25 protein-coding genes and 1 pseudogene are annotated in these 26,940 nt (G+C 58.9%); 16 read left to right on the top strand and 10 right to left on the bottom strand.

What is annotated here, in order from left to right; translation table 11 throughout:
• Positions 1–303 precede the first annotated feature (303 nt).
• The 3 genes from ACQY4G_RS03630 (at position 304) to ACQY4G_RS03620 (ending at position 1,602) form a co-directional block, all read left to right on the top strand.
• Positions 304–795, top strand: a complete 492-nt coding sequence (locus ACQY4G_RS03630; RefSeq protein WP_006834206.1) for a hypothetical protein — start codon at positions 304–306, stop codon at positions 793–795.
• Entirely contained in the window at positions 788–1,003 is a 216-nt protein-coding gene (locus ACQY4G_RS03625) for a helix-turn-helix transcriptional regulator (RefSeq protein WP_006834205.1), read from the top strand. The genes ACQY4G_RS03630 and ACQY4G_RS03625 overlap by 8 nt, the downstream gene beginning before the upstream one ends.
• A 209-nt stretch (positions 1,004–1,212) precedes the next feature.
• A complete protein-coding gene (locus ACQY4G_RS03620) occupies positions 1,213–1,602 on the top strand; it encodes a hypothetical protein (protein ID WP_421993144.1) in 390 nt (129 codons plus the stop codon).
• Between the two features lie 591 nt (positions 1,603–2,193).
• Here ACQY4G_RS03620 and ACQY4G_RS03615 read toward each other — a convergent pair.
• The gene (locus ACQY4G_RS03615) at positions 2,194–2,424 is read right to left on the bottom strand and encodes a hypothetical protein (protein ID WP_006834202.1); all 231 of its coding nucleotides are present in this window, start codon (positions 2,422–2,424) and stop codon (positions 2,194–2,196) included.
• Between the two features lie 85 nt (positions 2,425–2,509).
• Here ACQY4G_RS03615 and ACQY4G_RS03610 point away from each other — a divergent pair.
• A protein-coding gene (locus tag ACQY4G_RS03610; RefSeq protein ID WP_369765956.1) for an IS3 family transposase occupies positions 2,510–3,702 on the top strand; the annotation gives its coding sequence in 2 pieces (ribosomal slippage) (positions 2,510–2,759 and positions 2,759–3,702; 1,194 coding nt in all).
• Positions 3,703–3,840: 138 nt separating this feature from the next.
• Here the strand turns inward: ACQY4G_RS03610 and ACQY4G_RS03605 are convergent.
• The 3 genes from ACQY4G_RS03605 to ACQY4G_RS03595 all read right to left on the bottom strand — a co-directional run bounded on the left by ACQY4G_RS03605 (position 3,841) and on the right by ACQY4G_RS03595 (position 6,506).
• On the bottom strand, positions 3,841–5,427 hold the full coding sequence (locus ACQY4G_RS03605; RefSeq protein WP_006834199.1) for an ABC1 kinase family protein: 1,587 nt from the start codon (positions 5,425–5,427) through the stop codon (positions 3,841–3,843).
• Positions 5,424–5,990: a MarR family winged helix-turn-helix transcriptional regulator gene (locus ACQY4G_RS03600; protein WP_006834198.1), complete on the bottom strand. Its 567-nt coding sequence runs from the start codon at positions 5,988–5,990 to the stop codon at positions 5,424–5,426. Before ACQY4G_RS03600 ends, ACQY4G_RS03605 begins: the two co-directional genes overlap by 4 nt.
• A 330-nt stretch (positions 5,991–6,320) precedes the next feature.
• On the bottom strand, positions 6,321–6,506 hold the full coding sequence (locus ACQY4G_RS03595) for a MarR family transcriptional regulator (RefSeq protein ID WP_228135198.1): 186 nt from the start codon (positions 6,504–6,506) through the stop codon (positions 6,321–6,323).
• A gap of 263 nt (positions 6,507–6,769) precedes the next feature.
• On the opposite strand from ACQY4G_RS03595, the gene ACQY4G_RS03590 reads away from it, so the two are divergent.
• Together ACQY4G_RS03590 and ACQY4G_RS03585 are read left to right on the top strand one after the other, a co-directional pair.
• Positions 6,770–7,657 carry an alpha/beta fold hydrolase gene (locus tag ACQY4G_RS03590; protein WP_011415890.1) on the top strand — a complete coding sequence of 296 codons (888 nt, stop codon included), beginning with the start codon at positions 6,770–6,772 and terminating at the stop codon, positions 7,655–7,657.
• Complete coding sequence (locus tag ACQY4G_RS03585; protein WP_006834195.1) at positions 7,654–8,067, top strand: hotdog fold thioesterase; 414 nt, start codon at positions 7,654–7,656, stop codon at positions 8,065–8,067. The genes ACQY4G_RS03590 and ACQY4G_RS03585 overlap by 4 nt, the downstream gene beginning before the upstream one ends.
• A gap of 156 nt (positions 8,068–8,223) precedes the next feature.
• Here ACQY4G_RS03585 and ACQY4G_RS03580 read toward each other — a convergent pair.
• From ACQY4G_RS03580 to ACQY4G_RS03555, 6 genes and pseudogenes are all read right to left on the bottom strand, one after another.
• Positions 8,224–8,394, bottom strand: a pseudogene (locus ACQY4G_RS03580) (IS3 family transposase); the annotation flags it as partial.
• Positions 8,395–8,714: 320 nt separating this feature from the next.
• On the bottom strand, positions 8,715–11,447 hold the full coding sequence (locus tag ACQY4G_RS03575; protein WP_034922553.1) for a TonB-dependent receptor: 2,733 nt from the start codon (positions 11,445–11,447) through the stop codon (positions 8,715–8,717).
• Between the two features lie 166 nt (positions 11,448–11,613).
• On the bottom strand, positions 11,614–12,684 hold the full coding sequence (locus tag ACQY4G_RS03570) for an acyl-CoA dehydrogenase family protein (RefSeq protein ID WP_067463589.1): 1,071 nt from the start codon (positions 12,682–12,684) through the stop codon (positions 11,614–11,616).
• An 18-nt stretch (positions 12,685–12,702) separates the two neighbouring features.
• The gene (locus ACQY4G_RS03565; protein WP_006834192.1) at positions 12,703–13,914 is read right to left on the bottom strand and encodes an acyl-CoA dehydrogenase family protein; all 1,212 of its coding nucleotides are present in this window, start codon (positions 13,912–13,914) and stop codon (positions 12,703–12,705) included.
• 68 nt (positions 13,915–13,982) lie between these two features.
• The gene (locus ACQY4G_RS03560) at positions 13,983–14,309 is read right to left on the bottom strand and encodes a 2Fe-2S iron-sulfur cluster-binding protein (RefSeq protein ID WP_006834191.1); all 327 of its coding nucleotides are present in this window, start codon (positions 14,307–14,309) and stop codon (positions 13,983–13,985) included.
• A gap of 28 nt (positions 14,310–14,337) precedes the next feature.
• A complete protein-coding gene (locus ACQY4G_RS03555; protein WP_006834190.1) occupies positions 14,338–15,600 on the bottom strand; it encodes a cytochrome P450 in 1,263 nt (420 codons plus the stop codon).
• Positions 15,601–15,801: 201 nt separating this feature from the next.
• Here ACQY4G_RS03555 and ACQY4G_RS03550 point away from each other — a divergent pair, with 201 nt between their 5' ends.
• From ACQY4G_RS03550 to ACQY4G_RS03505, 10 genes are all read left to right on the top strand, one after another.
• Positions 15,802–16,530, top strand: coding sequence for a FadR/GntR family transcriptional regulator (locus tag ACQY4G_RS03550; RefSeq protein WP_006834189.1), 729 nt, complete (start codon positions 15,802–15,804; stop codon positions 16,528–16,530).
• A 77-nt stretch (positions 16,531–16,607) separates the two neighbouring features.
• Positions 16,608–17,723 carry an NAD(P)H-dependent flavin oxidoreductase gene (locus tag ACQY4G_RS03545; RefSeq protein WP_196848010.1) on the top strand — a complete coding sequence of 372 codons (1,116 nt, stop codon included), beginning with the start codon at positions 16,608–16,610 and terminating at the stop codon, positions 17,721–17,723.
• Positions 17,724–17,803: 80 nt separating this feature from the next.
• Positions 17,804–18,496: a Coq4 family protein gene (locus ACQY4G_RS03540; RefSeq protein ID WP_067463595.1), complete on the top strand. Its 693-nt coding sequence runs from the start codon at positions 17,804–17,806 to the stop codon at positions 18,494–18,496.
• The gene (locus tag ACQY4G_RS03535) at positions 18,493–19,665 is read left to right on the top strand and encodes a thiolase C-terminal domain-containing protein (RefSeq protein ID WP_050599565.1); all 1,173 of its coding nucleotides are present in this window, start codon (positions 18,493–18,495) and stop codon (positions 19,663–19,665) included. Before ACQY4G_RS03540 ends, ACQY4G_RS03535 begins: the two co-directional genes overlap by 4 nt.
• Positions 19,662–20,138, top strand: a complete 477-nt coding sequence (locus ACQY4G_RS03530; protein ID WP_006834185.1) for a Zn-ribbon domain-containing OB-fold protein — start codon at positions 19,662–19,664, stop codon at positions 20,136–20,138. The genes ACQY4G_RS03535 and ACQY4G_RS03530 overlap by 4 nt, the downstream gene beginning before the upstream one ends.
• Before the next feature lie 6 nt (positions 20,139–20,144).
• Entirely contained in the window at positions 20,145–21,395 is a 1,251-nt protein-coding gene (locus tag ACQY4G_RS03525; protein ID WP_067463598.1) for an acyl-CoA dehydrogenase family protein, read from the top strand.
• Positions 21,395–22,486 (top strand): acyl-CoA dehydrogenase family protein, encoded by a 1,092-nt coding sequence (locus tag ACQY4G_RS03520; protein ID WP_067463600.1) that lies wholly within the window; start codon positions 21,395–21,397, stop codon positions 22,484–22,486. Before ACQY4G_RS03525 ends, ACQY4G_RS03520 begins: the two co-directional genes overlap by 1 nt.
• Before the next feature lie 63 nt (positions 22,487–22,549).
• A complete protein-coding gene (locus tag ACQY4G_RS03515; RefSeq protein ID WP_050599568.1) occupies positions 22,550–24,160 on the top strand; it encodes an acyl-CoA synthetase in 1,611 nt (536 codons plus the stop codon).
• A complete protein-coding gene (locus tag ACQY4G_RS03510; RefSeq protein ID WP_421993142.1) occupies positions 24,157–25,794 on the top strand; it encodes a flavin-containing monooxygenase in 1,638 nt (545 codons plus the stop codon). Before ACQY4G_RS03515 ends, ACQY4G_RS03510 begins: the two co-directional genes overlap by 4 nt.
• A complete protein-coding gene (locus ACQY4G_RS03505) occupies positions 25,791–26,762 on the top strand; it encodes an alpha/beta fold hydrolase (RefSeq protein WP_050599570.1) in 972 nt (323 codons plus the stop codon). The genes ACQY4G_RS03510 and ACQY4G_RS03505 overlap by 4 nt, the downstream gene beginning before the upstream one ends.
• Positions 26,763–26,940: the final 178 nt, after the last annotated feature.

The raw sequence follows: 26,940 nt of genomic DNA, 5'->3' as shown, positions 1-26,940 counted from the left end.
TCCCCGGAGCCGGGCTGTAGGAAATCGGGAATTGGATTTTGGGGCTTTCGACCAAGCAAAAAGCGACATCGGGAGGTGCGATGCACGGGATTCGCGCAGGCTGATCGCGCAACAGCGCTGACTGTGCCGGCATCTGAGCGAAGAGAGCCGCGATATGCGCGCAGGCGACCGAAATTCGCGCGAATCGTCGGAGGAAGCTGATCGTTCCTTCCTCTATGTTCTCTAAATGTTCTTTTTGTTTTCCTACAGGCTTCCTTCGCGGTTAGCCGGAGAGTCGATCACTCTGGAGATAAGGATTCGTCGATGACCAACATGGCGCTCTTTGCCGAACAACAGGTTCGCGCCGACCTCGCCCGGCTGCTTTTGGCCGCCGTCGAAGCCAGCGGCCGTGCCCGCTGCGACATCGCTCGCGACGCGCAGATCCATAAGGATGCCCTGCGCCGTGTTCTTGCGGGCGAACGCTCGGCCAGCCTCGGCGAAGCCTTGCGCATTCTTGCCGCGAGCGGCGTCGCGCCGCACGCACACCTGCTCCTGTTCCTCGTCAGCGGCGGCGATCACGCGATTGCGTGGCTGCAATCGGACCTCGCGCAATTCTTCGAGGACTTTTCCGGCGAACTGCCTTCAGCGCTCGAGCGTGTCTTGGGCAACCAGGTTCACGATGTGAAGCCGCGCTGGGCCAAGGGGACCGCGCACCGCGTCGCCCGCTTGCTCTCCGACCACATCGACGAGCTCGAACGCAAGGATGCGCTGCTTGGCGATGTCTTTGCCGGTGCCGAGGGAGGCCATCGTGGGTGAAGAGATAGACAAAGGAGCGACCGAAACCCGGCGGGTGACGCGGCTCATTCGCCTGCCCGAAGTTCAGCATCGCGTCGGGCTTGGCCGTTCGACAATCTATCGCTGGATGGCCGAGGGCAAGTTTCCGAAGCCCGTGCAGCTGGGTGGATATGCGGTCGCATGGGCAGAAGACGAAGTGGAGGCCTGGATTTCGGACCGCCTGAAGTGACCGCTTATTGGTCTGGAGCTGACTGGTTGGAGGCGGACGTGCCATCGACAGGGGCAGTCAAAGGCATCCTTTGCGCGGTCGCCGGATCGAAGCAGTCGGCCCGATACCCTCGAGTATTGGGAGCGCTCGTCGCTGCAAGAACCGAGCTGATTTCGGAAGCCACCGGCGCCTATTAAGGAACATACAATATTGAGTAGGTCGAGCCGATCATGACAAAGTGCATCGAACAAGATTTCCCGTGTCAAAATCAAGAGTACGATGCGTTCGATCAAATAGCGCTCTTAGAACTAAGCCAGCCAATTTCTGCCCATGAGTTGGTGAACGAGAGCGCATTTTGTGCGGAACTGCCGGTCTACGACGAACTTCGTATTGGGAACATAACGTACAAGCTCTATCTTAAATTCCTCCGTGGTCAGACAGGCCTCTATCACCTGTGGGTAGACTATGACGCCTGCGACGACCATGGCAATTACACGATGTTATGCGTGTATGTCGGGAAAGGGTTTGCTGAGCTTCGCGTTGATAGCCACGTCAAAAAAATGGCCGAAGAATGCCCAGCTATACGTGACATTCACCAGCATGGAGAATCGTCTCTTTAAGTACTACGAGCAATTGTTTCTCGATGTGTACGATTTCGAATTAAACAACATTGAGAATTCTGGCGCAGAACATCTGTTTGCGGTTTGGGATGAGGAACGCCATCACTTGGAAACGCACTTGAATGAGGTTTCCAATCTGAGCAAAATTCAAAGTTTCGACGACTGGTAAGAAGTCGTAATCCGACCGGCCTCAGGTCGAACGAACTCCAGTCTACAGCCCACGCCGTTACCGGTCTGGACGTCTGGTGTTTTGGCGCAGAGCGGCGGCTATATTACACCCCAAAAGCGACCGCCGAGCACGAATATGGCCGCATGATTCTTCAAGAGATCGCACACCTGCGTGGAGCAATGAGAGCTTCCGGATCAGATCGGCTTAATGCCTTCGAATTGGACATCGGCAGCGTGTCCCCGCCAGATGGGCCTTTCAACGTTTTCCGCCAACGCAAAGCCAAAAGATGCGAAATTCCCCAAGTGACTGAGAGCTTCGCATTGCTTAGCGATGGCCTCTACGTTGCTCGGGATCTGAGCCACCTTTTCTGGATATCGCGCTGCTCGTACGATTACCCACTCGGGTCCATTGTCTCCGACAAATCAGATGTTCGGATCGACGTTGGGATTTGAGTGAGTGGACATGATCTCGAAACCCTTCCTTTGGAGCCATTGCTTGACAACTTGAACTGCAAAATCAAGTAGTTCCCAGTCGGTAACCTCGATGAGTTCATCTGAGGCCAGGGAAAACGGATCGACCGATTGCGCGTTTCTAAGGTCGATCAAGCCCCAACCGCCCAACTGCGGTTTCCAGCCTGTCAGCGTCCTTCCCATCGGCCAGAGGTGACCTTCCCCCCGAAAAGTGGTCCGTTTTGAGAGTTAGGATTTCGGCTATTTACGGCTTGAAAGGGGCTGATGAATGGCACGGAAGAGATACACGCCGGAACAGATTATCGGGATACTGCGTGAGGCCGAAGTTCGGCTCTCGCACGGAGAGAAGATCGGGGAGATCAGCCGATCGCTGGGGATTTCGGAGCAGAGTTACTATCGCTGGCGACGCGAGTACGGTGGGCTGAAGGTCAGCCAGGCTCGGCGATTGAAGGATCTCAAGAAGGAGAACCAGCGGCTCAGGAAGGCGGTGTCTGATCTTACGCTCGATGCGCTGATCCTGAAGGAGGTTGTCGAGGGAAAGTACTGAGCCCTTCACGGCGTCGGCTGGCCATCGACCATGTGCAGGAGGCATTGGATATCTGCCAGCGCCGTGCCTGCCGGGTCGTTGCCCAGCACCGCTCGACCCAGCGCAAGCTGCCCGCACCACCAGCCGACGAGAAGCCGCTGACAGCTGCAATCATCCGGCTGGCCCAGCAATATGGTCGCTACGGCTATCGCCGGATCACGGCGCTGCTGCGCAATGAAAGTTGGTTGGTGAACGCCAAGCGGGTCGAGCGGATCTGGCGCCGTGAAGGGCTCAAGGTTCCGCAGAGACAGCCAAAGCGCGGGCGTCTGTGGTTCAACGATGGATCATGCGTGAGGCTGCGTCCGCAATATAGTGGCCATGTGTGGAGCTACGACTTCGTCATGGATCGCACCCATGACGGCAAGGCCTTCCGCATGCTTACCGTGATCGACGAGTACAGCCGCCAGTGCCTGGCGATCCATGTCCAGCGCAAGCTCAAGAGCGATGATGTCCTGGCCGTGCTGACCGAGCTGTTCCAACGCCATGGTCCGCCTGATCACATCCGTAGCGATAATGGCGCTGAGTTCACTTCTCATGCCGTGCGCGACTGGCTCTGGCGGATTGGTGTGAAGACTCTCTACATCGAACCCGGATCACCATGGGAGAATGGCTACAACGAATCCTTCAACGGCAAGCTCAGGGATGAGCTTCTCAACGGGGAGATCTTCTACACTCTGAAGGAGGCAATCATCCTGATCGAGCGCTGGCGTATCCACTACAACACCGTCCGGCCACACTCTTCGCTGGGCTACCAGCCGCCGGCCCCACAAACGATCTTGCCTCGTCCTGCCATGCTGCCTTACGCTGCGCTCCAGGCCGCCCAGCAGGGCGACCCCAACCGCCGGAACTCTAACTTAACCGGTGGACCACCCTGATGGGGCAGGTCAGCAGCATGGTGGCGGCAGGCACCGCTTCGGCAGGTTTCTGTTCGGTCATTTCCACTCTTCTCCCTTGATGTAGCCAATATCGGTGCCGGGCGGCCGTGGTCTAAGCGTTCATTGTGTGTGGTCTTATCAGTTCCATCTAGGAATGAGTGCTATTCCCGCGAAAGCCAGAACAATTCCTGCCAGTAACAACGATTGGTCGGCCAGCAATGCGGCAGAGATGATCAACGCTGCCACCACCGGACCCTTGACGGGGGTGCTGCGGTCCTCTTCCCGCGTCAGATGGTTCAGACTGGCTGGGTCGATGGATACCTGAATCGTACCTGATCGAGCGACCGAGGCAACGTTATCGATTAGCTCGGGCAGCGATGCCGAGAAATCAAGCAGGCCACTGCGGACCTTGGCCAAATGATCCCGCGCGGCTCCGATCGAAAATCGCTCGGCAAACAATTGCATCACGATCGGCTTCGTTTCTTCGGCGATATTGTAGTCCGGCGCCAAAGAGCGAACGAAGCCCTCTGCGGTCAGCAGGGTGCGCAGCAAAATAGCGAGGTCGGGCGGCAATACGAGGCGATAATCGCGCAACAATCCGAAAACCCGATCGAAAATTGCCGCGAATTCTATCCCGGCAAGAGCTGTGCCGCTAAATTCCGCGATCAGCTCATCCAGGTCCATCACCAATTGCGCGCGATCCACGAGTGGATTGCCTGCCCAGTCGAGCAGCAGATCGGCCACCTTGTCTATCTGTCCGTTCGCGATAGCGAAAATCAGTCGGACGATTTCCTGACGCCGCGCGCCGCTGAGAAAGCCGACCGAGCCGAAATCGATGAAGCCTACCTGGTTCCCTTCCATCCAGAAGACGTTGCCGGGATGCGGGTCGCCATGAAACTCTCCATTGAGAAGGATCATCCGTAGCACTGCATCGGCATAGCGCTTCGCGAACTGGGCATTCCCTGCCGGATCAGTTGCCGGGTGCCGCGACGCGGGCTTTCCGCCCAGGGCTTCCTGCACATTGATCGTCAAGCCTGTGAGTTCCCAGTGGATCGCGGGCGTCTTCACCCCAAGCATCTCCAGATAACCGCCAATCCTTTCACAGGCACGTGCTTCTGCCGCCAGGTCCATCTCCCGCGCTAAATTCTTGGCGAATGTCTGAAGGAATTCCACGGGTCGATAGCGAGCAATGTCGCTTGACCGACGCTCGGCGAGGCCCGCGAGCCGTGTCAACAGCCTCATGTCCGCCTCGATCCTGGACGCCATGCCGGGTCGGCGGATTTTCACGATAGTCTCGCTTCCGTCCAGCAGGGTTGCGACATAAGTCTGCGCGATAGAGGCTGAGGCGATCGGGTTTCTCTCGAAAGCGGCGAATTCACGTTCCCAGTCGCTGCCCCAAGCCGATACAATCACCGGTTCGATCTTATCGAACGGCAGCGGTTCCACCTGGTCGTGGAGAGTGCCGAACGCGGAAATCCAGGGTTGTGTAAACAGATCGCTTCTGGTCGCCAGGAGCTGGCCAAGCTTTATTCCGACAGGGCCGACATCGCGCAACAGCGCCACCACCGATGCAGGACGCAAGTCCTCGGTATCTGGCTCATTCTCCGAAACCGGCATAAAGCCAAGCAAGCTTCCGAGATTTTTCAGACCGTGCCGGGCGAAAATCTGACCGAGTTCTGCTAGCCGCGTCAGTTCACCGACACTGTTTTCCAGATCATGCTTCATCGGCTTTCTTCGCAAGTGTCAGCCTGCTTCTGATTCTCCGCAACTTTTCGAAGCATCGTACGCAGGAGGTCGATTTGAGGCGCAGACATTCCCTTCCAGAGAATTTCGTGGAGTCGATCAGCCGCTTCGCGCAGTTCCGGCCAGATGGTTCTTACTTGCTCGGTGAGGTGGAGGTTCCAAACCCTTCGATCGTGCGCCGCCCGCTCTCGCTCGATCAAACCTTTTTCAACCAAAACTGCGACAGCCTGTCCTATCGTCGCCGATTCAAGCTCGAGCAGGCGAGAAATCTCGGTCTGTGTTAGCGTAGGTTCTCGCAACAAGGACGCGATGATCCGCCATTGTGTTTGATTGAGGTCGAGCCCCACGATCAGAGCGTCGAAGGTCCGCCGAGCGGTCCTGTTCACCTCTTCTAGCAAATAAAGGATGTCATCCTTTTCGTTGGGGGCGTAATCACGTATCTCATCTTTCGGCATATGCTTATCCATAGCGCTATCTTGGAAGGCTCGCGCATGCCTGGCGTGTTCAAGCTCAGCGTCAACCATATTCGCTAGCAGTGCCGCCATGCAAACACTCGCTGATTTCACGCTACAGCAGAAACTGAATCCGATGGTCGCTCAAGCTGATAAGGAACCGAACGGCGCTGGGTGAGTGCGGGGGCTCCGGCCACCTCGCCTGCCACGACTGCCGGGATGTTATGATCGCATGCGCTCGGCGTCCCTCATCTGAGCATCAGACCCCCTGAAGGGCAAACGCGGGCGTGAACGCGGGGCATGGGCTCGATTTCGAGTGATTATGGCTCGCTGCCCAGATTGTCATGCATCCTAGCCAGCGATCCGCGTAAGCGCTCCAGTTCCCCAAAACGGATCCCCCCGAGCAAGCGAGCATACATTGCATCAGCTTCTACTCGCATCTTGGGAAGTAGCTCGATTGCGGCAGGGCGTAAATGAACCCGCCAAACGCGCCTGTCGTTCTTCGCGCCTGCGTCTTTCCACCAGCTCAAGTTCTTCCAGGCGATCAATAGTCTGGCCGATGCTAGCGCGCTCTAGCTTCAGTTCCCGAGCCAGCTCTGTCTGGGTCATGCCTGGGCTCCGAAAGATAAGCCAATATACTCCATTGCGTCCGCGTGAGCCCGAATTGTTCAACCGAAGAATCGGCGGTCCTGCGCAAACGCCGGGTCACTTCCTCCATAAGAAAGAACAGCCGATCGGTATCGGTGAGGGAACTTGCCCCCCTTTGTATCCGCGTCATAGCCCGTCATGGCAGCCATCTAGGGCAACCTACCATAGCGGATCAGGAAATAAAGCCGTTTACTGTAAATCGATTTACAATATGAGGTTGCGGTATGCAGTCGCAAACTTTCCATATCGGGGGAGATGGTGGCATCTCCATAGCAGCCGAAGCGACCGGAAATGCCGATGCTTTACCGGTCTTGCTCGCGCATGGGGGCGGCCAGACCCGTCACGCATGGAAACGTGTCACAGCCGATCTCGCCAATGCGGGATTTCGTCCGATCGCAATTGATATGCGCGGTCATGGCGACAGCGAATGGTCTGCCGAGGGCGCTTACGAAACGCGCGACTTCGCTTCAGATCTCGTTGCGATCGCTTCAAAAATGGACCGCAAGCCAGCGCTCGTCGGGGCCTCCCTTGGCGGGTTGGCCGGACTGATCGCCGAAGGACACCTTGCGCCGGGCCGCTTCGCGTCGCTCACTCTCGTCGACATCGCGCCGCGTATGGAGACGGGGGGCGTTATGCGCGTAGTCGGCTTTATGGAGGAGCACGTGGAGACCGGTTTCTCTTCACCGGACGAAGCGGCAGAGGTCATCGCGCGCTACATGCCACATCGCCGCAAGCGCGGAGCCGGCAAGGGCTTACGGCGCTATCTGCGAGAGAAGGAAGACGGCCGCTACTACTGGCATTGGGATCCGGCCTTTATCCGCAACATCACACTAGCCAAGCGAAGCGATCCGGCTCATCAGGAACGCCAGTTTGATGCGCTGAACGATGCAGCCAGCAGGCTTTCGCTGCCATTGCATATTATTCGCGGCGGATCGAGCGATCTGGTTTCCGAAGACGCGGTCGCGCAATTGCTCGAACTTGTTCCACACGCTGAATACACCGACATCGCAGAGGCAACACATATGGTGGTTGGCGATGCCAACGATGCCTTTTCGGCAGCGATACTCGATTTTCTCAAGCGTAATCACAGTCCGCAGGGAGCCGTTACATGACCGATAATCTGACAAGGATCGATCCTAAGCGCCTCGAAGAGATCCTGCAGATTGCCCCGTTTCACCGGTGGCTTGGCCTCACTTTACGGTCATGCTCGAACGAGCAGCTTGAACTGGAGATGCCTTGGCGCGACGAGATCGTGTCAAACCCGGCAATCGGTTCAGCGCATGGCGGCGTGCTCGCCTCTCTGATCGATTTAACCGGGCTCTACACCTTATTGTCGCAAGGTACAGGGGCCAAGGCGACCGCCGATCTGAGGGTCGACTACCACCGCCCGGCAACCTCGGGACCACTCGTAGCATCGGGCAAAATAATCAAGATCGGTAAAAATATCTCGGTCGCTGAAACACGTGTATACGGTCCTACTGGCAACCTTTTGGCTAGCGGCCGCGGTGCCTACGTATGCTAACAGCGTTATCCTAATGGAACTAACTGCAGGGCGAAAATTAGCAGGTCTGTTCCTCGAAGACCTGCAAAATAGTCCCACGACTTTCAGAGCGAATTGCGTCGCGATAGCCGCCTTCCAATGAGTGACGTGACCCCCTGATCTTCCCCCCAGCCGGGATTAGAGCCGAGCTGCGTTGATGCGTATGAGCGCGGTTGAAGCAATGGGCTGCGCAGCGGAGCCCGTAGGGCGTGGCGAAGCAGGCCATTGCTTATCTAGTTCGGCGGCGAACGCCGCCGATGTCGCGTAGCCAAGGGATGAGGGCGGTCTCTCTCGGTTGTAGTCTTCCACCTGATCTGCCCCATCAGGGTGGTCCACCGGTTAAGTTAGAGTTCCGGCGGTTGGGGTCGCCCTGCTGGGCGGCCTGGAGCGCAGCGTAAGGCAGCATGGCAGGACGAGGCAAGATTGTTTGTGGGGCCGGCGGCTGGTAGCCCAGCGAAGAGGGATTCATGCAGCGAACACCGCTGCCGGCCTCTCCCTATCACATCATCGACGATATTGAGCACACGGAACTTTTGTTCGGACGCCACCTAGTCGTGAGCAAATAAAAGTTCGAAAAAGAGGGCTCGACACAGCGAAGCGCCGAACCCTCTTGCAATTAGCGAGTAAGTTTAAAACTTGCCGCGCACGGTGATGCCGTAAGTCCGCGGTTCCGCAAGAAAAGCGGAGAACGTTTGTTGCGGAGCCACGAAAGGCGTGTTGAAGGCCACCTGCGTATACCCAACGTCAAACAAATTATTGACCCATCCCTCGATCGCGAAGCGATCCGCAATATTGGTCAGACCCACACGCCCGTTCACTACGACGAAGCTGTCCTGTTCCTTGCCGAAGAGCAGGTCGGAGCCGGTGTTGTAATCACCAGCCATACGAGCGTTCACGAAGACCAGGCCTTCGAGCCCACTGTCGCCGATTGGCGGCGTCCACGTAAGCGACGATGTTGCCACGATCTCTGGTGCATTCGACAGGTTGTCGCCTGGCAGCAAGCGTAGTGCGGGGTCGAGCGGTGCCCCGGTATCGTCCCCGATAAGATTGTCTTCAAAGCTCGTATCAGAATAGGTGACGCCAAGGGTAATATCCAAATCACGAGCGGGCCGTAGATAGGTTTCGATCTCGACACCTTGAGCGATCACACCTGGTGCAACTTCATCGGAAGAGCATGCACCGGTTGTCGCGCTTGCGTCTCTGTCGGCCCCGCCGAGATCGCTATCGCAACTATTGACCGTCTGCACAATGTAGAACGCCCCATTGAACGTGTTCAACTGGAAGTTACTGAACTCTTGCCGGAAGCCTGCAATGCTAACCCCGAACTCGCGTGTCGAGTATTTGAGGCCGATCTCATATGCATCGACTGTTTCTTCATCGAACTGCAGCGCGGCTGCCGAGATATTGGCCGGATCGAACGCAAGCGGATTTGACAGTGCAGACCTGTCGAGGTTGAAACCGCCCGCCTTGTAGCCGCGTGAATACGAACCGTAGACTAGCAGATCGGGAGTTGGCTTCCAGCTCAGGATAGCCGTGCCGGTAAACTCCTCTTCTTCGCGCGAGTCTTCGAGAGAAACTCCATCGAGCTCCGATGTCGAATTGCCTTGGCAGGAAAGGCTGATGATACCACCGGCCAGAGGTGCCAAAGTCGGAACACCCAGAAAGCCTCCGAGCAGATTGCGGTTTGTCGGACAAACCGTGTTGTCGTTGCGGAAAGTTGCGTCGAAGTCCTTGGTTTCGTTTGTATAACGAAGCCCCAGCGTCAAATCGAGCGTATCCGTGATCGCAAAGATATTATGCGTGAAGAACGCGAAGTTCTCACTCGTCTGATTGTAGACCTCGCTGACCGTTCCCAAATCGCTGATGCTTGCAAGGTTGTTGATACCTGCGAGGATCGCCGGGGTTGCAGCGCCGAATGCCGGGCTTCCGGTCAGCGTACCGTCCAATGCCGCCACGTTGGCACCCAGGCAATTGGAAGCCCCCGGATTGACCAAAGCCGGGTTGATCGCGATAGCGATGCGGCACGCTACGAAATTGCCGTACTGGGTGCCGAACCGCAGATTGTCACGCACCTGCAGTTCTTCATTGGCGTAATACGCGCCGATCAACCAATCGAGTTTGCCATCGAAGGCCTCACCGGTAAGGCGCAGTTCCTGAGTGAATGTTTCAAAGTCTCGAGCAAGAGCATTCTCGGTCGGAGCGCGGTAGAGAATATCGACAGTAGTGTAATCGGTGTCAGATCCCTGGCTGTTGGCATATTCACGGTAGCCCGTGATAGACGTCAACGTGACGTTCCCGAAATCCCAATTGATCTCAGCCGAAATACCGTAGTCTTCGGTTTCGCCTTCATAGCTTCTGCCCGGCGTAGGGTACAGGTCGCGGTTGAATGTATCCTGGGTGAGGGCACGCGGATCCTGCCCAAGCGCAAGCAACACGGGAACGATCGGATTTGCGGTACTCGTCAGGGCGGCCCCATCCGATGGCCTCGTAAAGGGATCAAATCCAGCGCTGATCCGTGCAAGCGGAGCAAACTCGGGCTGGACGAACGTCGCGGCACAGCACGCTTCGTCCTTTTTGGAATAATCCCCGACAAGGCGAATGGACAGGTCGTCATTGGGTTCGAACAGGAGCTGACCGCGGACCAGATAACGATCGCGATTGTTGATCGTCCCGCCGTTGGTAATATCGTTGTAGAAGCCGTCGCGCTCAAAATACACGCCGTCCACACGCGCAGCTACGGTGTCGCCAAGCGGAGCGTTTATGCCACCTTCGACGCGGATCGCATCATAGTTGCCATAAGTGAAGGCCCCGTATGCGCTGAAATCGAACTCGGGCGGTGCGGTGTAGATATTGATCAGGCCTGCCGATGAGTTCCGCCCGCCCAGAGTACCTTGGGGACCGCGAAGGATTTCGACCCTGTCGATAGGGCCGAGCTCACTCAGGGCGCTTCCCGAACGAGAGCGATAGACTCCATCGACAAAAACCGCGACCGAACTTTCCAGACCAGGGTTGTCGCCGACCGTGCCGATACCGCGAATACGCGCGGAACCGTTAGCTTCGTTGCCGGTGGAAGACACCAGCAGGGACGGTGCAACCTGGTTCAGCTCACGTATGTCGCTGGCGCCCGAATTCTGGAGGGTTTCTCCGGAAACAGCTGACACGGCGACTGGAACATCCGCCAAGACCTGCGATCGCCCTTGCGCGGTAACAATGATTACGTTTTGGTCTTCGACATCGGCCCCTTCAACCAGATCCGCATCGGGTTCGCCAACATCCTGGGCGAAGGCGGCTGTCGGTGTGAAGGCAAGTGCCGCTGCCAATGCACCAAGGGCGCAATGGTGGCGTGATGGAAATCTTTTCATGTGCCTCTCCTCTAAGAATGTGCCCCATCCTAGGCACTAGTCGATGTTAGAAACGATGCCGATAAGCGCGTTTCATTTCAAGACTTGGTAGATGAATTGACGGATTATTTCACATTGTCGACAAGCATGTGGCAAAAATGCCATGCAGGTCACTACATGCAGGTTTCTAGTAGCCAGAAAGCTTGGAAAATCGGTCCTTTAACCAGCTCGACGAACCGAAGCTCTGCTCCAGCACGCGGGCGCGCTTGAGATAGAAGCCGACGTCGTACTCATCGGTCATGCCGATCCCGCCGTGCAGCTGGATGCCCTCGTTTGCCATGGTGTGCATAACGCGGTTGGCTTCCGCCTTGGCGATGGTCGCCGCGCGCGCCACGCCGAAGCCGGCATCGACGGCTTGCAGGCCCGCCTCGACCGCGCTGCGCATCTGGGCGAGATCGGCGAAGAGGTCCGCCATGCGGTGTTGCAGCGCCTGGAAGCTCGCCAGCACCTGGTTGAACTGCACGCGCTGCTTCAGATAGTCGAGCGTGTCGTCGAACACTTGCTGCGCCATGCCGAGCATTTCGGCTGCGGTGAGCACGCGCGCGCGGTCGAGCACGTCATCGAGCAGGTTGTCGCCGCCATTGGCGAGCTTCTCCGCCGCCGCGCCGTCGAAGGTGACGTCGGCATGGCTGCGCTGGTCGGTCAGCTTGCGGGTGGTGAGCGCGACGCCGTCGCCTTTCTCGACCAGGTAAAGCCCGTCCTTCGCCGCGACGACGAACAGGTCCGCACCATGCGCTTCATGGACGAAGGCCTTGGTGCCGCTCAGCTTGCCGTCGGACACACTGGTCTCGATCTTCGCAGGATCGTGGCTCGGCCCTTCGTCGACGGCGAGGGTGGCGATGGCCTCGCCGCTCGCCAGCCTGGGCAGCCACCTGGCCTTCTGCTCGTCGCTGCCGCCAAGAACGATCGCCGAGGCGGCGACGGTGTTCATCACCAGCGGGCTGGCGGTGAGCGTCTTGCCGAGTTCCTCGACGACGAGGCCCGCGGACAGGAAGCCGAAGTCCGACCCGCCATGCTCTTCGGGGATGATGACCCCGGCCCAGCCCATCTGCGCCATCGTCGCATAGGCGTCGCGGTTGAAGGCTTCGGGCTCGCCGCTGGCGCGGACCTTGCGGAATTCGGTGACCGGGCTTTCGTTGACGGCCCAATCGCGCGCCATGTCGCGCAGCATTTCCTGTTCTTCGTTGAGAACGGCCATTGTCCTTGCTCCCCTCTCTTACTGGTGGTCGAGCATGCCGAGCACGCGCTTGGCAATGATGTTGTTCTGGATTTCGGTCGAGCCGCCATAGATCGTCGTGGCCTTTCCGAAGAGCCACGCGCGCACGGCCCCGAGCTCGCCGTCCGAAAAGCCGTCGCCTTCCCAGCCGAGGCCCTGCAACCCGCGGATTTCGATCAGCAATTCGCTGCGTTCCTGGCTCAGCTTGGTGCCGAGCTTCTTGAGCACAGAGCTGATTTCGGAGACGCCGCCAGCTGCCTTGCTCTCTTCCATCGCGCGGCGCGCGGTGAGCAGGAAGCTGTTCCAGCGGATTTCGAAATCAGCGATCTTGTCGCGCAGCACCGCATCGGCGAGTTCGCCGTCGGCGCCCGTCGGCTGGTACTTCTTGGCGATATCGCCAAGGCTCTGGCCCATGAGTCGGGCGAGGCTGCCGCCGCCCGAGATGTTGGTGCGCTCGTGCTGCAGAAGGCGCTTGCCGATGGTCCAGCCCTGGCCTTCCTCGCCGACGAGGTTTTCCTTCGGGACCTTCACGTCGGTGAAAAAGGTTTCGCAGAACGGGCTGGTCCCGCTGATCATGGTGATCGGGCGGACTTCGACGCCGGGCGTGTCCATGTCGATCAGCATGAAGCTGATGCCCTTGTGCTTGTCGCTCTTGTCGGTTCGTACAATTGCAAAGCACTTGTCGGCCCATTGGCCGCCGCTGGTCCAGGTCTTCTGGCCGTTGACAAGGTAGTGGTCGCCCTTGTCCTCGGCAAAGGTCTGGAGGTTCGCGAGGTCAGAGCCGGCATTGGGTTCCGAATAGCCCTGGCACCAGCGGATTTCGCCGCGGCAGATCGGCGGAATATGCTCCTGCTTCTGTGCCTCGTTGCCGTATTCGAGCAGCGTCGGGCCGAACATCATGACGCCCATGCCGCCGATCGGGTTGTAGGCACCCGCCTTGGCGAATTCCTGGTCGATGATCTTGGCCTGCGCCTTGGTGAGGCCGCCGCCGCCGTATTCCTTCGGCCAGGTGGGGGTGCCCCAGCCGCGCGCGCCCACGGCTTCGCGCCACTTGGTCTGCGCCGGCGTTTCATTGGTGGGGCCGTCCACGCCGGCCAGCGCGTTCGACTGGCCCTTGAGTTCGGCGGGAAAATTGTCCGCCAGAAACTGCTGCACTTCCGCGCGGAAGGCGTCTTCGTCGGTCTGGGTTGCGGGCTCGATTTGTGTGGCCATGGGTGTTTTCTCGAAGAATCAAGGAAAGACAGATAAGAATGTAGGCTACGGGGACGAGGATCCCTCCGTCAGTATTGTTGTTCGGGTAGGTGAAGAACCAATCCATCCAGCATCGGCTTCATCGGAATCTGACAGGCAAGGCGACTGTATTCAGTGGTGCCTTCGGCGAACTGCAAGAGGTCGGCCTCCATTCCATCATGCATAAGCCGACCCACCTTGTCGATCCATTCGGGATCGACATGCACATGACAGGTCGCGCAAGCACATACCCCTCCGCAATCGCCATCGATACCCGGCACGTCATTGTATAGCGCCGCTTCCCTGGCTGTCTCGCCTTCTTCTATTTCGACCTCCCGTCGCTCACCATCGCTAGCCACGAACGTAATTTTGATCATCTTGAACTCCGCATTTCGATCTCGAGAGTCAGCGGGCGCGGAGCCGCACCGGCAGCCTGGTGATTCCGCGGACGAGGTTTGAAAAAAGACGCTCTGGTTCACCCGTAACCTCGACCCGGGAAAAGCGCTTGTGAATTTCTTCCCAGATGATCCGCAGCTGCAGTTCCGCGAGCCGGTTTCCCATGCAGCGGTGAATGCCATAGCCGAATGAGAGGTGATGGCGCGGATTTTTGCGGTCGATGATGAACTGGTCCGCGCGCTCGATAGCACTCTCGTCGCGGTTGCCTGACAGGTACCACATCACCACCTTGTCGCCCTTCTTGATCTGTTTGCCGCCGATCTCCCAATCTTCCAGCGCGGTGCGGCGCATATGAGTGAGGGGGGTCTGCCAACGGATGATTTCCGGAACCATTTTGCTAATGAGCGAAGGATCCGCGTCGAGTTTCGCGTACTCGTCCGGGCTTTGGTTCAAGGCGAGCACGCCGCCGCTGATGGAATTGCGTGTTGTGTCGTTTCCACCGACGATCAGCAGCATAAGATTGCCGAGAAACTCGAGGAACGGCATGTCGCGCGTGGCGGGAGAATGAGCCATCATCGAGATGAGGTCGTTCTTCGGCTCCTCGTTTATCCGTTCGTCCCACAGAGTCTTGAAATACATCGCGCAACCGATGAGTTCTTCGCGCCGCGCCTCGTAGGATTCGACGATCCCGGTTTCAGGTGCCGCAGTTGCTACATCGGACCAGCGCGTCAGCTTGCGCCGCTCCTCCCAAGGGAAATCAAACAAGGTTGCCAGCGTCATCGTCGTCAACTCGATCGCAACCTTATCCACCCAGTCGAAATCTTCGCCAATCGGGAGTTCATCGAGAATCTCTCCCGCGCGCTTGCGGATGATCGGCTCGAGCAGTTGCAGGTTGGACGGAGCCACTGCCGGAGTCACCGCCTTGCGCTGCTGATCGTGCTTGGGCGGGTCCATCGCTATGAACATTTCAAGTTCGAGCGCGCCTTCCACCGAATGCATGTCCTGGATTGCAATTCCGCCTAGCTTCGCTTCCGAAGAGAAGACCTTATGATTGGTGTCCACCGCCATGATGTCGTCGAACTTGGTAATGGACCAGTAAGGGCCGACATAGCTCTCGCGGCAGTAGTGGACAGGTTCTTCGGCGCGCAACCTGTCAAAAAATAGACCGATGGTATCGTTCTGAAACAGGCTTGGCCGGGCCACGTCGATTTCCTCGATCGGAATTGACGCGATCCTCGCCGCGGCATCCGGCTCGGCGATCTGGCTGTCCATAAGAACTATTCCTTCTACATCTCAGGCCTGATCGGCCTTCAGTCATCCTTAAGGGAGACATCTCGTGCAGTCAATAAATCGTATACTCTTTTAGTCCCTTGCAGACACCAATCCCATCGGATAGTGTGCCGATCCAACGAAGGTTTGCTAATATCCTTATACTTTTTATTCGAGAGGTGCGGGTGTGCTGATGAGTGGCGGATGTCAGCGGTGAAGAAGGCCAAGCGTGCCCTTTCTCTTGCGCAAAGCATCGTGCGGGACATCGAGGCGGGTCGCCATAACCCGGGTGACAGGCTTCCGCGCGAGGATGAAATGCTCGCGCGTTACGAGGTTGCGCGCGCAACTTTGCGGGAGGCTTTGCGGTTCCTGGAATTGCAAGGGGTCATCCATCTCCAGCTCGGCCGTGGTGGAGGTCCCGTCGTAGCCCGTCCGCAGACCGGCGATTTTGCAAGCAGTTTGTCATTGATTCTGCATTTCATGGAAGCCGATTTGCGTGGTTTGCTTGAATTGCGCGAAGCAATTGCTCCCGATGTCGCAGGGTATGCAGCCCAGCGTGCAACTACCGCTGATCTCAGCGCGTTGGCAGGGTGTCTGGCGGAATTGAGGCATCATGAAGCCTCTGATCAATTCGAGGAACTTAATCGCAGATTTCACGACTTGTTGGGTTGGGCGAGCGGCAATCCGCTGTTCGGTTTGCTGACCTCTGCGATGCATCTGTTGACCCGCGAGTTTTCCCATTCGCTGGGATATTCGGCACAGGAACGGGCGGTGCAGATGAAGTTTCTGGTGCGGGTGCTCGAGGCAGTGCGGACTGGCGACAGCGCCGCGGCCCGTCAAGCAATGAGCCGGTTGGTGGCCGGCTCTGCCGTCTATCTTTCGGAGCGCAGCCCCGAGCTGGTCTCGCAGCGGGTGCGGTGGGGGCAGCTGTAGAATTTTCAATAGTTTGAGTGTGCGTTTAGGCAAGTGGCTGGAGAGGAAGAATGGCGTTGAAGAGCCGAATATGCGAAATGCTGGGGATCCGGTACCCGATCCTGCTTGCCGGGATGGGCGGAGCGAGCGTTCCGGCGCTGGCGGCTGCGGTTTCGAATGCCGGCGGGCTCGGGGTCCTGGGTGCCGCGGCGTGTTCGCCCGATCAGTTGCGTGACTGGATTCGCCAGACCCGGGAATTGACCGACAAACCTTTCGGTGTCGATACGCTGCTCCCCGCGTCGGTCAGGCGCGGCTCTGCCCCTCAAAGCGGTGCTGCACCCCAAAATCCCATGGATCTGATGGGTGAATATCAGCAGTTCGCGCGCGACTTCATGGATCGTGAAGAGCTTCCGGAGGTCGATGCTGCCGCCGCCATGCGGGCGGCGGGCGCGCCTGAAATGGGCAAGGGCGGCCCGCAGTTGTTCTCGAAGGAATTCTTTGAGGCGCAGATGGAAGTGGTGATCGAGGAAAAGGTGCCGGTTTATGCTGCCGGCCTTGGCAATCCTGAACCGTGGATGGATCGGCTCCATGCCAATGGCACCAAGGTCATGGCGGTGATCGGCAAGGTCAAGCACGCCGAACAGGTCGTCGGGTCGGGCATCGACATGATCGTCGCGCAAGGGCACGATGGCGGAGGTCACAACTCGCCGATCGGGACTATTTCCTTGATTCCCCAGGTGGTCGACGCCGTTGGCGATCGTGTTCCTGTCCTTGGGGCCGGCGGTATCTCGGATGGCCGGGGTGTTGCCGCTGCGATGATGCTGGGGGCAGAGGGCGCGTGGGTCGGCACGGCATTTCTCGCGACCGAGGAAGCGGGCATCGAGCGCTTCCAGAAAGAGGCGATCACCGAAAGCGGCGATGCCGATACGGTCGTTAGTCGATCGCTTACCGGCAAACCGGCGCGCATGATCCGTAACAAATGGGCCGACGCCTGGGTGCAGGCCGGAAAGGAGCCTCTGCCGATGCCCTATCAGTCGATGATCTCCGGCCCGGTCATGGCCTCCGGGATCAAGGCAGAGCGCAAGGATGTCATCCCCGGCTTCGCGGGGCAAGGCATCGGCCTGATCGATTCGATCCGGCCTGCCGCCGAAGTGATGCGCGACCTGGTCGATGGAGCCGAGAAGGCGTTGGCGTCCGCTGGCATCTACAAGTGAAGCGCAGGAGGCAAGAAGATGGCTTACGCCAAAGGTCATGAATTGCGCCGCCCCGTAGAGCCTCTCAGAGCGCTGGGGCAATGAGGCAGTTGATTGCCGACAGGGAGGATACGGAGCAGGTGTTCCGTATCGTCAAGGCATTGTCGGGCAATTCCTATTATCGGAATTTCAATCGCTTCATGAAGTCGAGCGATGGGCGGCGTATCGCTTCCGACCGGGCCGACCTACTTGAAACCTTGTGCGATCGCAAACGCCTTGCGACCTGTGCGTCTGGCACGCTTGGCCGAGCCTACCTCGATTTTGTTTACGGGGAGGGTCTGACAGCAGAAGGTCTGGCGGAAGCCAGCGAGGCCGGAGGTCTGGAGGACCTCGGCGACCCCGATGTTTCCCTCTATCGTCGGCGCCTTCGCGATTCGCATGACCTGTTTCATGTCGTCGCCGGATACGGCAGGGACGCACTGGGCGAATTGTGCGTGCTGTCCTTCGGAAACGCGCAATTCTATAATCACGGGATCGCTTTCATCTTGGGCGTCGGCATTCCCAAGATGAAACTGGAAGCTGCCCAGTTGCCAGTGGCGCGCGCTGCATTTGAAGCGTGGCGCCGGGGCCGGGCTGCAGCCGATCTGACCACCTTCTACTGGGAAGAAAATCTTGATCGTCCGTTGGAGGATGTCCGCCGCGGGTTGCGACTGCGTCCGCCGGAGACCTATCAGAGGGTGCGCGCTCTTTCCGAACAGCTCGAACGCGATTACCAGGCGGTCAGGCAGGCATGAGCTTAAGCGACAAATCGGCCATCACCGGAGTGGGCGAAACCGCTTTCGTGAAAGGCACCGAGAAAACCGCGGTCGACATGATGCTGGAAGCATCGCGCAAAGCCATAGCAGATGCAGGGCTGAAGCCGTCGGATATCGACGGCATGGTTCCTCCGCCGATCTACACCACCTCGGAAGAGATGGCGGCTAACCTCGGTATCGAAGTTCTGCGCTATGCCTCTACGGTCCACATGGGCGGGGCGAGCCCTACCACGGCACTCCAGAACGCCGCGATGGCAATTGCCAGCGGCTTATGCGACCATGTGCTGGTGACGCTCGGGTGGAACGGTTATTCCGCCTTGCGGCCCAAGCCTGGCGCACCGCCGACGCGGCCGATGAACATGAACACCCTGACGAATACGATCCAAGGCTATTACATTCCGTATGGCGTGTTCCTGCCGGTGCAGATGTATGCCTGGCTCGCCACCCGGCACTCCCGAATTTACGATATCGGCCCGGAAGCGATGGCGGCCGTTGCACTGGCGTGCCGTCGCCATGCGCAGATGAATCCGCAGGCCTTCACTTATGGCCGGGAACTGGATGCCGAAACCTACCATTCCGCGCGCTGGATATCCGAACCCTTTCGCCTCTACGATTGCTGTCTGGAGACTGACGGGGCATGCGCAGTCGTGGTTTCGCGAATGGACCGCGCCAGGGACATGCCGCATGTTCCCGTGAGCATCGCCGGTGCGGCTGAAGGGCATCCTTACCCCGCCGACGATATCCCTTCGCGTCCCGACCCCTTCAAGATCGGCCTGAGCTACGCCGCGCCGCGCGCGTTCGAAATGGCGGGGGTCGATCGCGAAGACATGGATTTTCTGCAGATCTACGACTGCTTCACCTACGTGGTTCTCCTGCAGCTGGAGGCCCTGGGCTATTGCGAACCAGGTGGACAGGCAGAGTTCGTCGCGAATGGCCAGATCGAGCTGGGCGGGCGCTATCCCGTCAACACCCATGGCGGCCTGCTGAGCGAGGCCCATGTTTGGGGACTGAACCATGTCGTCGAGGCGGTGCGTCAGTTGCGCCACGATTGTGGGGAGCGGCAGGTCGAAGGCGCCCAGACCGGCCTGGTGACCGGCTGGGGCGATCTGGGTGACGGCAGTATAGCGATTTTGAGGAGGTTTGCGTGAGCGACGAGAAAGATCTGCCGCCCAAGATGCGCCCCTCGGCGCAGGCCGCACCAGCCAAGCCAAAGCCGCGCCCGCAGGATCCGGTGGAGCAGGAATTCTGGAACCGGTGTCAGGACGGCAACCTTTACTTCCAGCAGTGCGAAGGATGCGGCAGTTTTCGGCATTTGCCGCGCTATATGTGCGCCCGATGCGGTTCTCCTGAGTGGTCGTGGGAGCGTAGCACCGGCAATGGCACGCTGTTTTCCTGGACGGTGACCCATCAGGCACTGCATCCCGCCTTCGCCGGCGAGATTCCCTTCATCGCTGCGGTGGTGGAACTGGAGGAGGGAGTGCGCATGGCAACCCGGCTGGTCGATTGCGCGCTCGACGAGCTTGAGCTCGATCTGCCGGTCACGCTGGATTTCGAGCCGATCTCCGAAGATTTTCGCCTGCCAGTATTCCGACCCGTCGCGATCGCGCGCGCAGAAGGATAGACCAAGATGGATCTCGACTACGGACCCCAGTATGACGTGTTTCGCGAGGAAGTGCGCCAGTTCCTGCAAACCCACGGTCACCGCGCACCCGATGGCCAAGGCCGTGCCGCGCGCCCTTCCCCCGAAGCCGTCGAATGGCAACAGCTGTTGATCCTGCATGGTTACACCGCGCGCACGATTCCCAAAGAATACGGCGGATACGGAGCCGAGCCGGACATCCTGAAATCGCGGATCATTGCCGAGGAATTTTCGCGCGCTGGCATCCCCGCAGGCCTTGCGAACCAGGGCATTTCCATGCTCGTTCCCACGCTGCTGGAACTCGGAACCGAAGCCCAGAAACGGCAATGGATCGAGCCGACCCTTAATGGCGAGATAGTCTGGTGTCAGGGATATTCGGAACCTGGAGCGGGATCGGACCTCGCCGCGCTCAAGACCAGCGCCCGCGTCGAAAATGGCGACTTTGTCATCAACGGACAGAAGATCTGGACCAGCACGGCCAAGCAGGCGGACATGATCTTTTGCCTTGTGCGGACCGAACCGGACGCGCCCAAGCACGGCGGCATCTCCTACTTGATCTTCTCGATGGACACACCAGGGATCGAGGTCCGACCACTCAAGACCATGACCGGTCATGCCGAGTTCAATGAAACGTTCTTTACCGACGTGCGGGTTCCCCTGGATCAGATCGTCGGGCAGCGCGGGCAGGGGTGGTACGTGGCCAATGCCACACTGGGCCATGAACGTGGCATGCTGGGCGACCCCGATGCACTGGAAAACCGGCTCCAGGCGCTGGTCAGGCTGATGCAAAAAGAACGCATCGGCCAGGGTTGCGCAATGGACAACGCCGTTCTGCGTGACCGGCTGGTTGCATTGCAAGCCGAAGTCGCGGCGATGAAATTCAACGGCATGCGCATCCTGTCGAACAGCCTTAGGGGGGATGCCGGCGGCATGGCGAAACTTGTCGTGAAGCTGCAGAGCTGTGAGCTCGCCCATCAGATTTCCGCGCTCGCGATCGACGCAATGGGCGAGATGGGCATACTCTATCACGGAAGCGAGCGCGAGCGCGAAGACGGTGCCTGGCAGTGGAACTACATGTTCCAGCTTGGTCTGATCATCGGTGGAGGCACCGCCCAGATCCAGAAGAACATCATCGCCGAACGCGGGCTGGAAATGCCGCGCGAACCCAAGTTCGCAACGCCTCCCGCGGCCGAACAGGCGACGGCCGTTGCAAGCGGGCAGAATAAGGGAGCCGCCTGATGGATTTCGGACTTTCGCAAGACCAGGAGATGCTCTGCGACGCGATCAGCCGCACTCTTGCTGATACTTGTCCGCTCGATCATGTGCGCGAATGCGCGGAGGGCTCGGTTCCCTTCAGCGACAACGTGCGTTCGGCGCTGGGCGAAATCGGCATTTGGGGAATGATGGTTCCCGAGCAACATGACGGGCTCGGGATGACAATGCTCGATGCCGCCGTTGTGGCCGAGCAGCTCGGCTATGCCGTCGCGCCGGTGGCTTTTATCGGTGCCCATGTACTGGCACCCCTTGCGCTGGCACAGGGCGGTAGCGAGGAGTTGAAGGCGCACTGGCTGCCGAGGATAGCGAAGGGCGAGGCGCAAATCGCCGTCGCGATCGCGGAAACGGTGGAGATCCGGGACCGGGCAGGCGTGGACTTCGACGGCGCAAAGCTCGACGGAACGGCTTTGTTCGCGCTCGACTTCCTGGAAGCCGACGCGTTTCTGGTAGCCGATACCGCCGGTCGTATGCACTTCGTAGCTGGCGATGCTGCGGGTCTGGAGAAGGTTGCTCTCAAAACGATCGACCGCACCCGGAGCGTAGGGGAGCTGCGGTTTTCTGGCGTAGCGGGCGAGGCTCTCGCGGACGATGGTGGGGCCACAGTCAGGCGCCTGCGGGACGCCGGCCGGGTGCTCCTGGCCGCCGATAGCCTCGGTGCGGGCCAGGCTATGATCGAAAAAGCGGTCGACTATGCCGGGCAGCGCGAACAGTTCGGACGAGTGATCGGCAGCTTCCAGGCGGTCAAGCATATGTGCGCGGAAATGGCTGCCCGCCATGAACCATGCCGTTCGCTGGTCTGGTATGCCGCCCATGCGTTCGATGCGACGCCCGACGAGGCTTCGCTGGTGGCATGCCATGCCAAATCACATACGGGCGAAGTCCACCGTTTTGTCGCCCGAACCTCAACCGAGGTGCATGGGGGGATGGGTTTTACCGATCTCCTAGGTCTGCATTTCTGGTTCAAGCGAATCGGTTTCGACCGCCAGGTTCTGGGCGGTCCCGAAGCGGTCCGGGCCGAAGCAGCGGCCTTGCAGGGGTGGACGCAGGTCGCATGAGACGATGAATTAGGCGCACGCTACCGACAAAATCGTGGCCACCAAGGAGAGAGGAATTAATACGTGATCGACTGGAACCTTGGCGACATCCTTGATGCAATCGAGCCTGCGGTCCCAGAAGATGCTCCGGCGCTGATTCACGGCGACCGGATCATTAGCTGGCCCGAAATGTCGAAGCGTTCGAACAATTTGGCGCGCAATCTGCGCGCGCAAGGTGCAGGCGACGGGGCGAAGATAGCCTTCTACATGCGCAACCGTCCCGAATACGGGGAATTGATGGCCGCGTGCTTCAAGGGCCGCCTCACGCACGTGAACATCAATTATCGTTACCGTCCCGAGGAGGTTTTCTACATCTTCGACGATTCCGATAGCGAGGTAATTGTTTACAGTTCCGAGTTCCGCGACTGCATTCTTGAACTGAAGGAACGGTTGACCAAGGTTCATACATTTGTAGAAATCGGCGATGCTTCGCAGATCGCTTCCTTCGCGCTTCCTTACGAAAAACTTGTAGAAGGTAACGGCGCGCCTCTCGATATCGAGCGTTCCCCCGATGACCTGCTGTTCATATATACAGGCGGTACCACCGGCATGCCCAAGGGCGTGATGTGGCGACACGATGATATGCGCAAGGCTCAGCTCGACGCGCAAAAGCTGCTGGGTCCGGTTCCCCAGACCATGGAGGAAATGGTGGCCCTGGTGAAGCAGGGCGAGCTTGCGCGCATCACTTTGCCGGCGTGCCCGCTGATGCATGGAACCGGGTTCATTACTGCTATCGGCACGCTCATGTCGGGCGGGGCCATCGTCACGCTGTCCGATCCATCCTTCGACGCCGAAGAATTGTGGGATGCAGTGGACCAGCACAAGGTGCAGAGCATCGCCATTGTCGGTGACGCTTTTGCCAAACCCATGCTGCAGGCGCTGGACGCCCACCCGAAGCGCTGGGACACGAGCAGCCTGATTTCGATCATCTCGTCCGGCGTCATGTGGAGTAAACAGGTAAAGGCGGGCCTGTGCAAACATATCCCCCAGGTCATCCTCATGGACAGTTTTGGCGCTTCGGAAGGGCTGGGCTACGGCTTGTCGGTGACGACCGCACAGGGCGGCACCAACACCGCGAAATTCGGGATCGGGGAATTTTGCGACGTATTCGACGAGAACGACCGGAAGGTCGAGGCGGGGAGCGGCGTGCCCGGCTTTATTGCCCGCAAGGGCGCAATCCCCACAGGATACTACAAGGACCCGGAAAAGTCGGCCAAGACTTTCAGGACGATCGATGGCGTGCGTTACTCCATCCCGGGCGACTGGTGCCGGGTGGAATCCGATGGAAGCCTGACCTTGCTGGGCCGCGGCAGCGTCTGCATCAACACCGCAGGTGAAAAGGTTTACCCCGAGGAGGTGGAGGAAGTGCTCAAAACCCATCCCGCCATTGCCGACGCGCTTGTCGTCGGGGTGCCTGACGAAAAATGGGGCGAAGCGGTGACCGCTGTGGTGCATTTGACCCAGGATGCGGACTTCGACGCGCAAGCGATCAAGGATCACGTGCGCCAGCAACTGGCAGGTTACAAAACGCCCAAGGCGATTTGCCCAACGCAAACCGCCTTGCGCGCGTCAAACGGCAAGGCGGATTATACTACGGCCAAAGACATCGCGAAAGCGGGTGCCGGGGCCTCGTGAGCCATTCGCCCCTTCCTGACTATGATGTCGTAATCGTCGGGGCCGGGTTCAGCGGAATATACCTGCTATACAAGCTGCGTCAGGCGGGGTTCGATGTTCTGCTGGTAGACGCAGCGGAGCAGCCGGGCGGAATCTGGTACTGGAACCGCTATCCGGGAGCACGGGTCGATTCCCAGGTTCCACTTTACGAAATTTCCATTGCGGAAGTATGGAAAAGCTGGACGTGGAGCGAACGATTTCCAGGCTGGGAAGAACTGCGCGCCTATTTCCTCCACGTCTGCGATACGCTCGACCTCTGGCCGGCAATGCGAATGAAAACACGGGTCGAAAGCGCGCCGTTCGATGAAGACACCGCCTGCTGGCGATTGAAGCTCGACGATGGCGGAAAAGTAAGCGCGCGTTTCCTCTTGCCGGCCCTGGGGTTCGCCTCGAAACCCTACATTCCCGATATCCCGGGCCTTAGCGATTTCGAAGGCGAATGGTGCCATACCGCCCGCTGGCCGCAGGAAGGCATCGACCTTTCCGGCCGCCGGATCGCCCTGATCGGCACGGGTGCCAGCGGCGTACAGGTGGCGCAGGAGGCGGCAAGCTGCGCGGAGCAGCTGACGCTTTTTCAGCGAACCCCGATTCTCGCCCTTCCCATGCGGCAGGAAAAACTGGACGCAGATCGTCAGCTTCGCGAAAAATCCGAATATCCCGCTGTCTTCCAGAAAAGGCTTACGACAAGTGGCGGTTTCGAATGCCAATCGCTGGACATTTCGGCCCTGGCTGTGACCGAGGAAGAGCGGACTACGCATTTCGAGGATTTGTGGCAGCGAGGAGGGTTGCGCTTCTGGTATCATAATTTCGCTGACATACTGACGAACGAGGACGCCAATCGCCACGCCTACGAGTTCTGGCGTGACAAGGTGCGCGAGCGGATCTGCGACCCGACCATTGCCGAGAAGCTCGCTCCCGATGAGCCGCCACATCCCTTCGGGACCAAGCGACCATCGCTCGAACAGAATTATTACGAGATCTTCGCACAAGACAATGTGACGCTGGTCGATCTGAACGACACCGCGATCACTCGCGTCACCGAGGCCGGGATAGAAACAGCCACTGGCATGATCCCGTGCGATCTCATTGTCTTCGCGACCGGCTTCGATGCCGGTCGTGGCGGGCTCATCGACATGAACATCACCGGCCGCGGAAGGCTGGCGCTGGCAGAAGCATGGAAGAGTGAGATCAAAGCCTATCTGGGCATGGCTGTCGCCCAATTTCCGAACATGCTGTTCGCCTACGGACCGCTCAGCCCTTCAGGCTTTTCCAACGGTCCGACAAGCGCCGAAATCCAGGGTGACTGGATCTGCGATTTCCTGATCTGGCTGCGCGATAACAGGATCGGCCTTTTCGAAGCCGATGCGCTGGCCCAGCGAAGCTGGACCGATATGGTCGCCCAAGTAGGGTCGATGACGCTCTTCCCCAAGGCTGAATCGTGGTACATGGGCGCCAATATTCCCGGCAAACCCCGACAACTGATCAATTTCCCCAGCGTATCTGGTTACGCCGATCTATGCCACGATGTCGCACGGCACGATTATCGTGGTTTTATCAGGAATACACTATCCGGTATGGAGACTGCGCCGAAATGAATGAAATGAAACCAATCCACGACGGGTCAACAGATATTGATCCCGTATGGGCCGGCGACGGGGCGGATATACCCGAATGGTTCGCCTGGGCGCTGAGCGTGCCCCGTGAGGAAGGCTTCGTAGAGGTTGGTGGCGCGCGGGTGCATTATCTTCGCTGGGGCAGGCGTGACCGGCCCAAATTGCTCATGACTCACGGTTTTCTCGCCCATGCCCGCTGCTTTGCCTTCATCGCACCGTACCTTGCCGAAGACTACGACGTGGTGGCGTTCGATCTGGCCGGTATGGGCGATAGCGAGATGCGCGGCGTGGCCGATATAGCTGCGCGGGGAAAGGAATTTGTCGAGATCAGCGAAGCGCTCGATTTGTTTGCAGATGGAAGCAGACCGACGATCATCGCCCATAGTTTCGGCTCGGGTGCAGCGCTGACCGCCGTTTCCCAATCGCCGGATGCCTTCGCCGGCGTTATTGTCTGCGATCTCATGGTGATGCGGCCCGAAAAGCTGGAGAAATACTGGACCATGGGCAGATCGAGCCCCGGGTCGGGTAATCCTGACAAACCGGTGCGACGCTACCCCACCTACGAAGCGGCGCGCGAGAGGTATATCCTGTCGCCGCCGCAGGCAGTTGGTGAGCCGTTCCTGATGGATTACATGGCCTATCACTCTCTCCGCCGCGATGGCGAGGAGTGGACATGGAAGTTTTCTCCCGAAGTGTTCCGGCGCAGCAACAAGCCCGACGAATGGCTGACAGTAGGCCAGAGGCTGGTCGATGCGCCCGGGCGCAAAGCGATTGTGTACGGCGAGAAAAGTCAGCTCTTTGATCGCGATTCCGCCCGCTATATCCGGGAACTGGGAGGGGGAAAGATACCAATTGTTGCAGTGCCCGATGCACGCCATCATCTCATGCTGGATCAGCCGCTCGCGTTCGTCGCTGCGCTACGGGCGGTACTGGCCTTTTGGAGCCTCTGAGATCCCCCATACTAAGAGGCTGGTTCCTGGTCAGAGGCCAGCGAGATGGGGGCAAAGGGCGTCCATATTCATCTTGTACTATATCCGAACTATTGTCGCCGTCGGCACGGCGAACGCTTCGTTGGTCTCGATGCCAGCTGGGGCAAAAGCTTTATCGGGAGCAACTCGCTTAGCACGC

Origin of the sequence: Qipengyuania sp., from assembly GCF_965277845.1 — a bacterium.
Classification (GTDB): Bacteria; Pseudomonadota; Alphaproteobacteria; order Sphingomonadales; family Sphingomonadaceae; genus Qipengyuania.
This window is presented reverse-complemented; position numbering and strand designations above follow the sequence as displayed.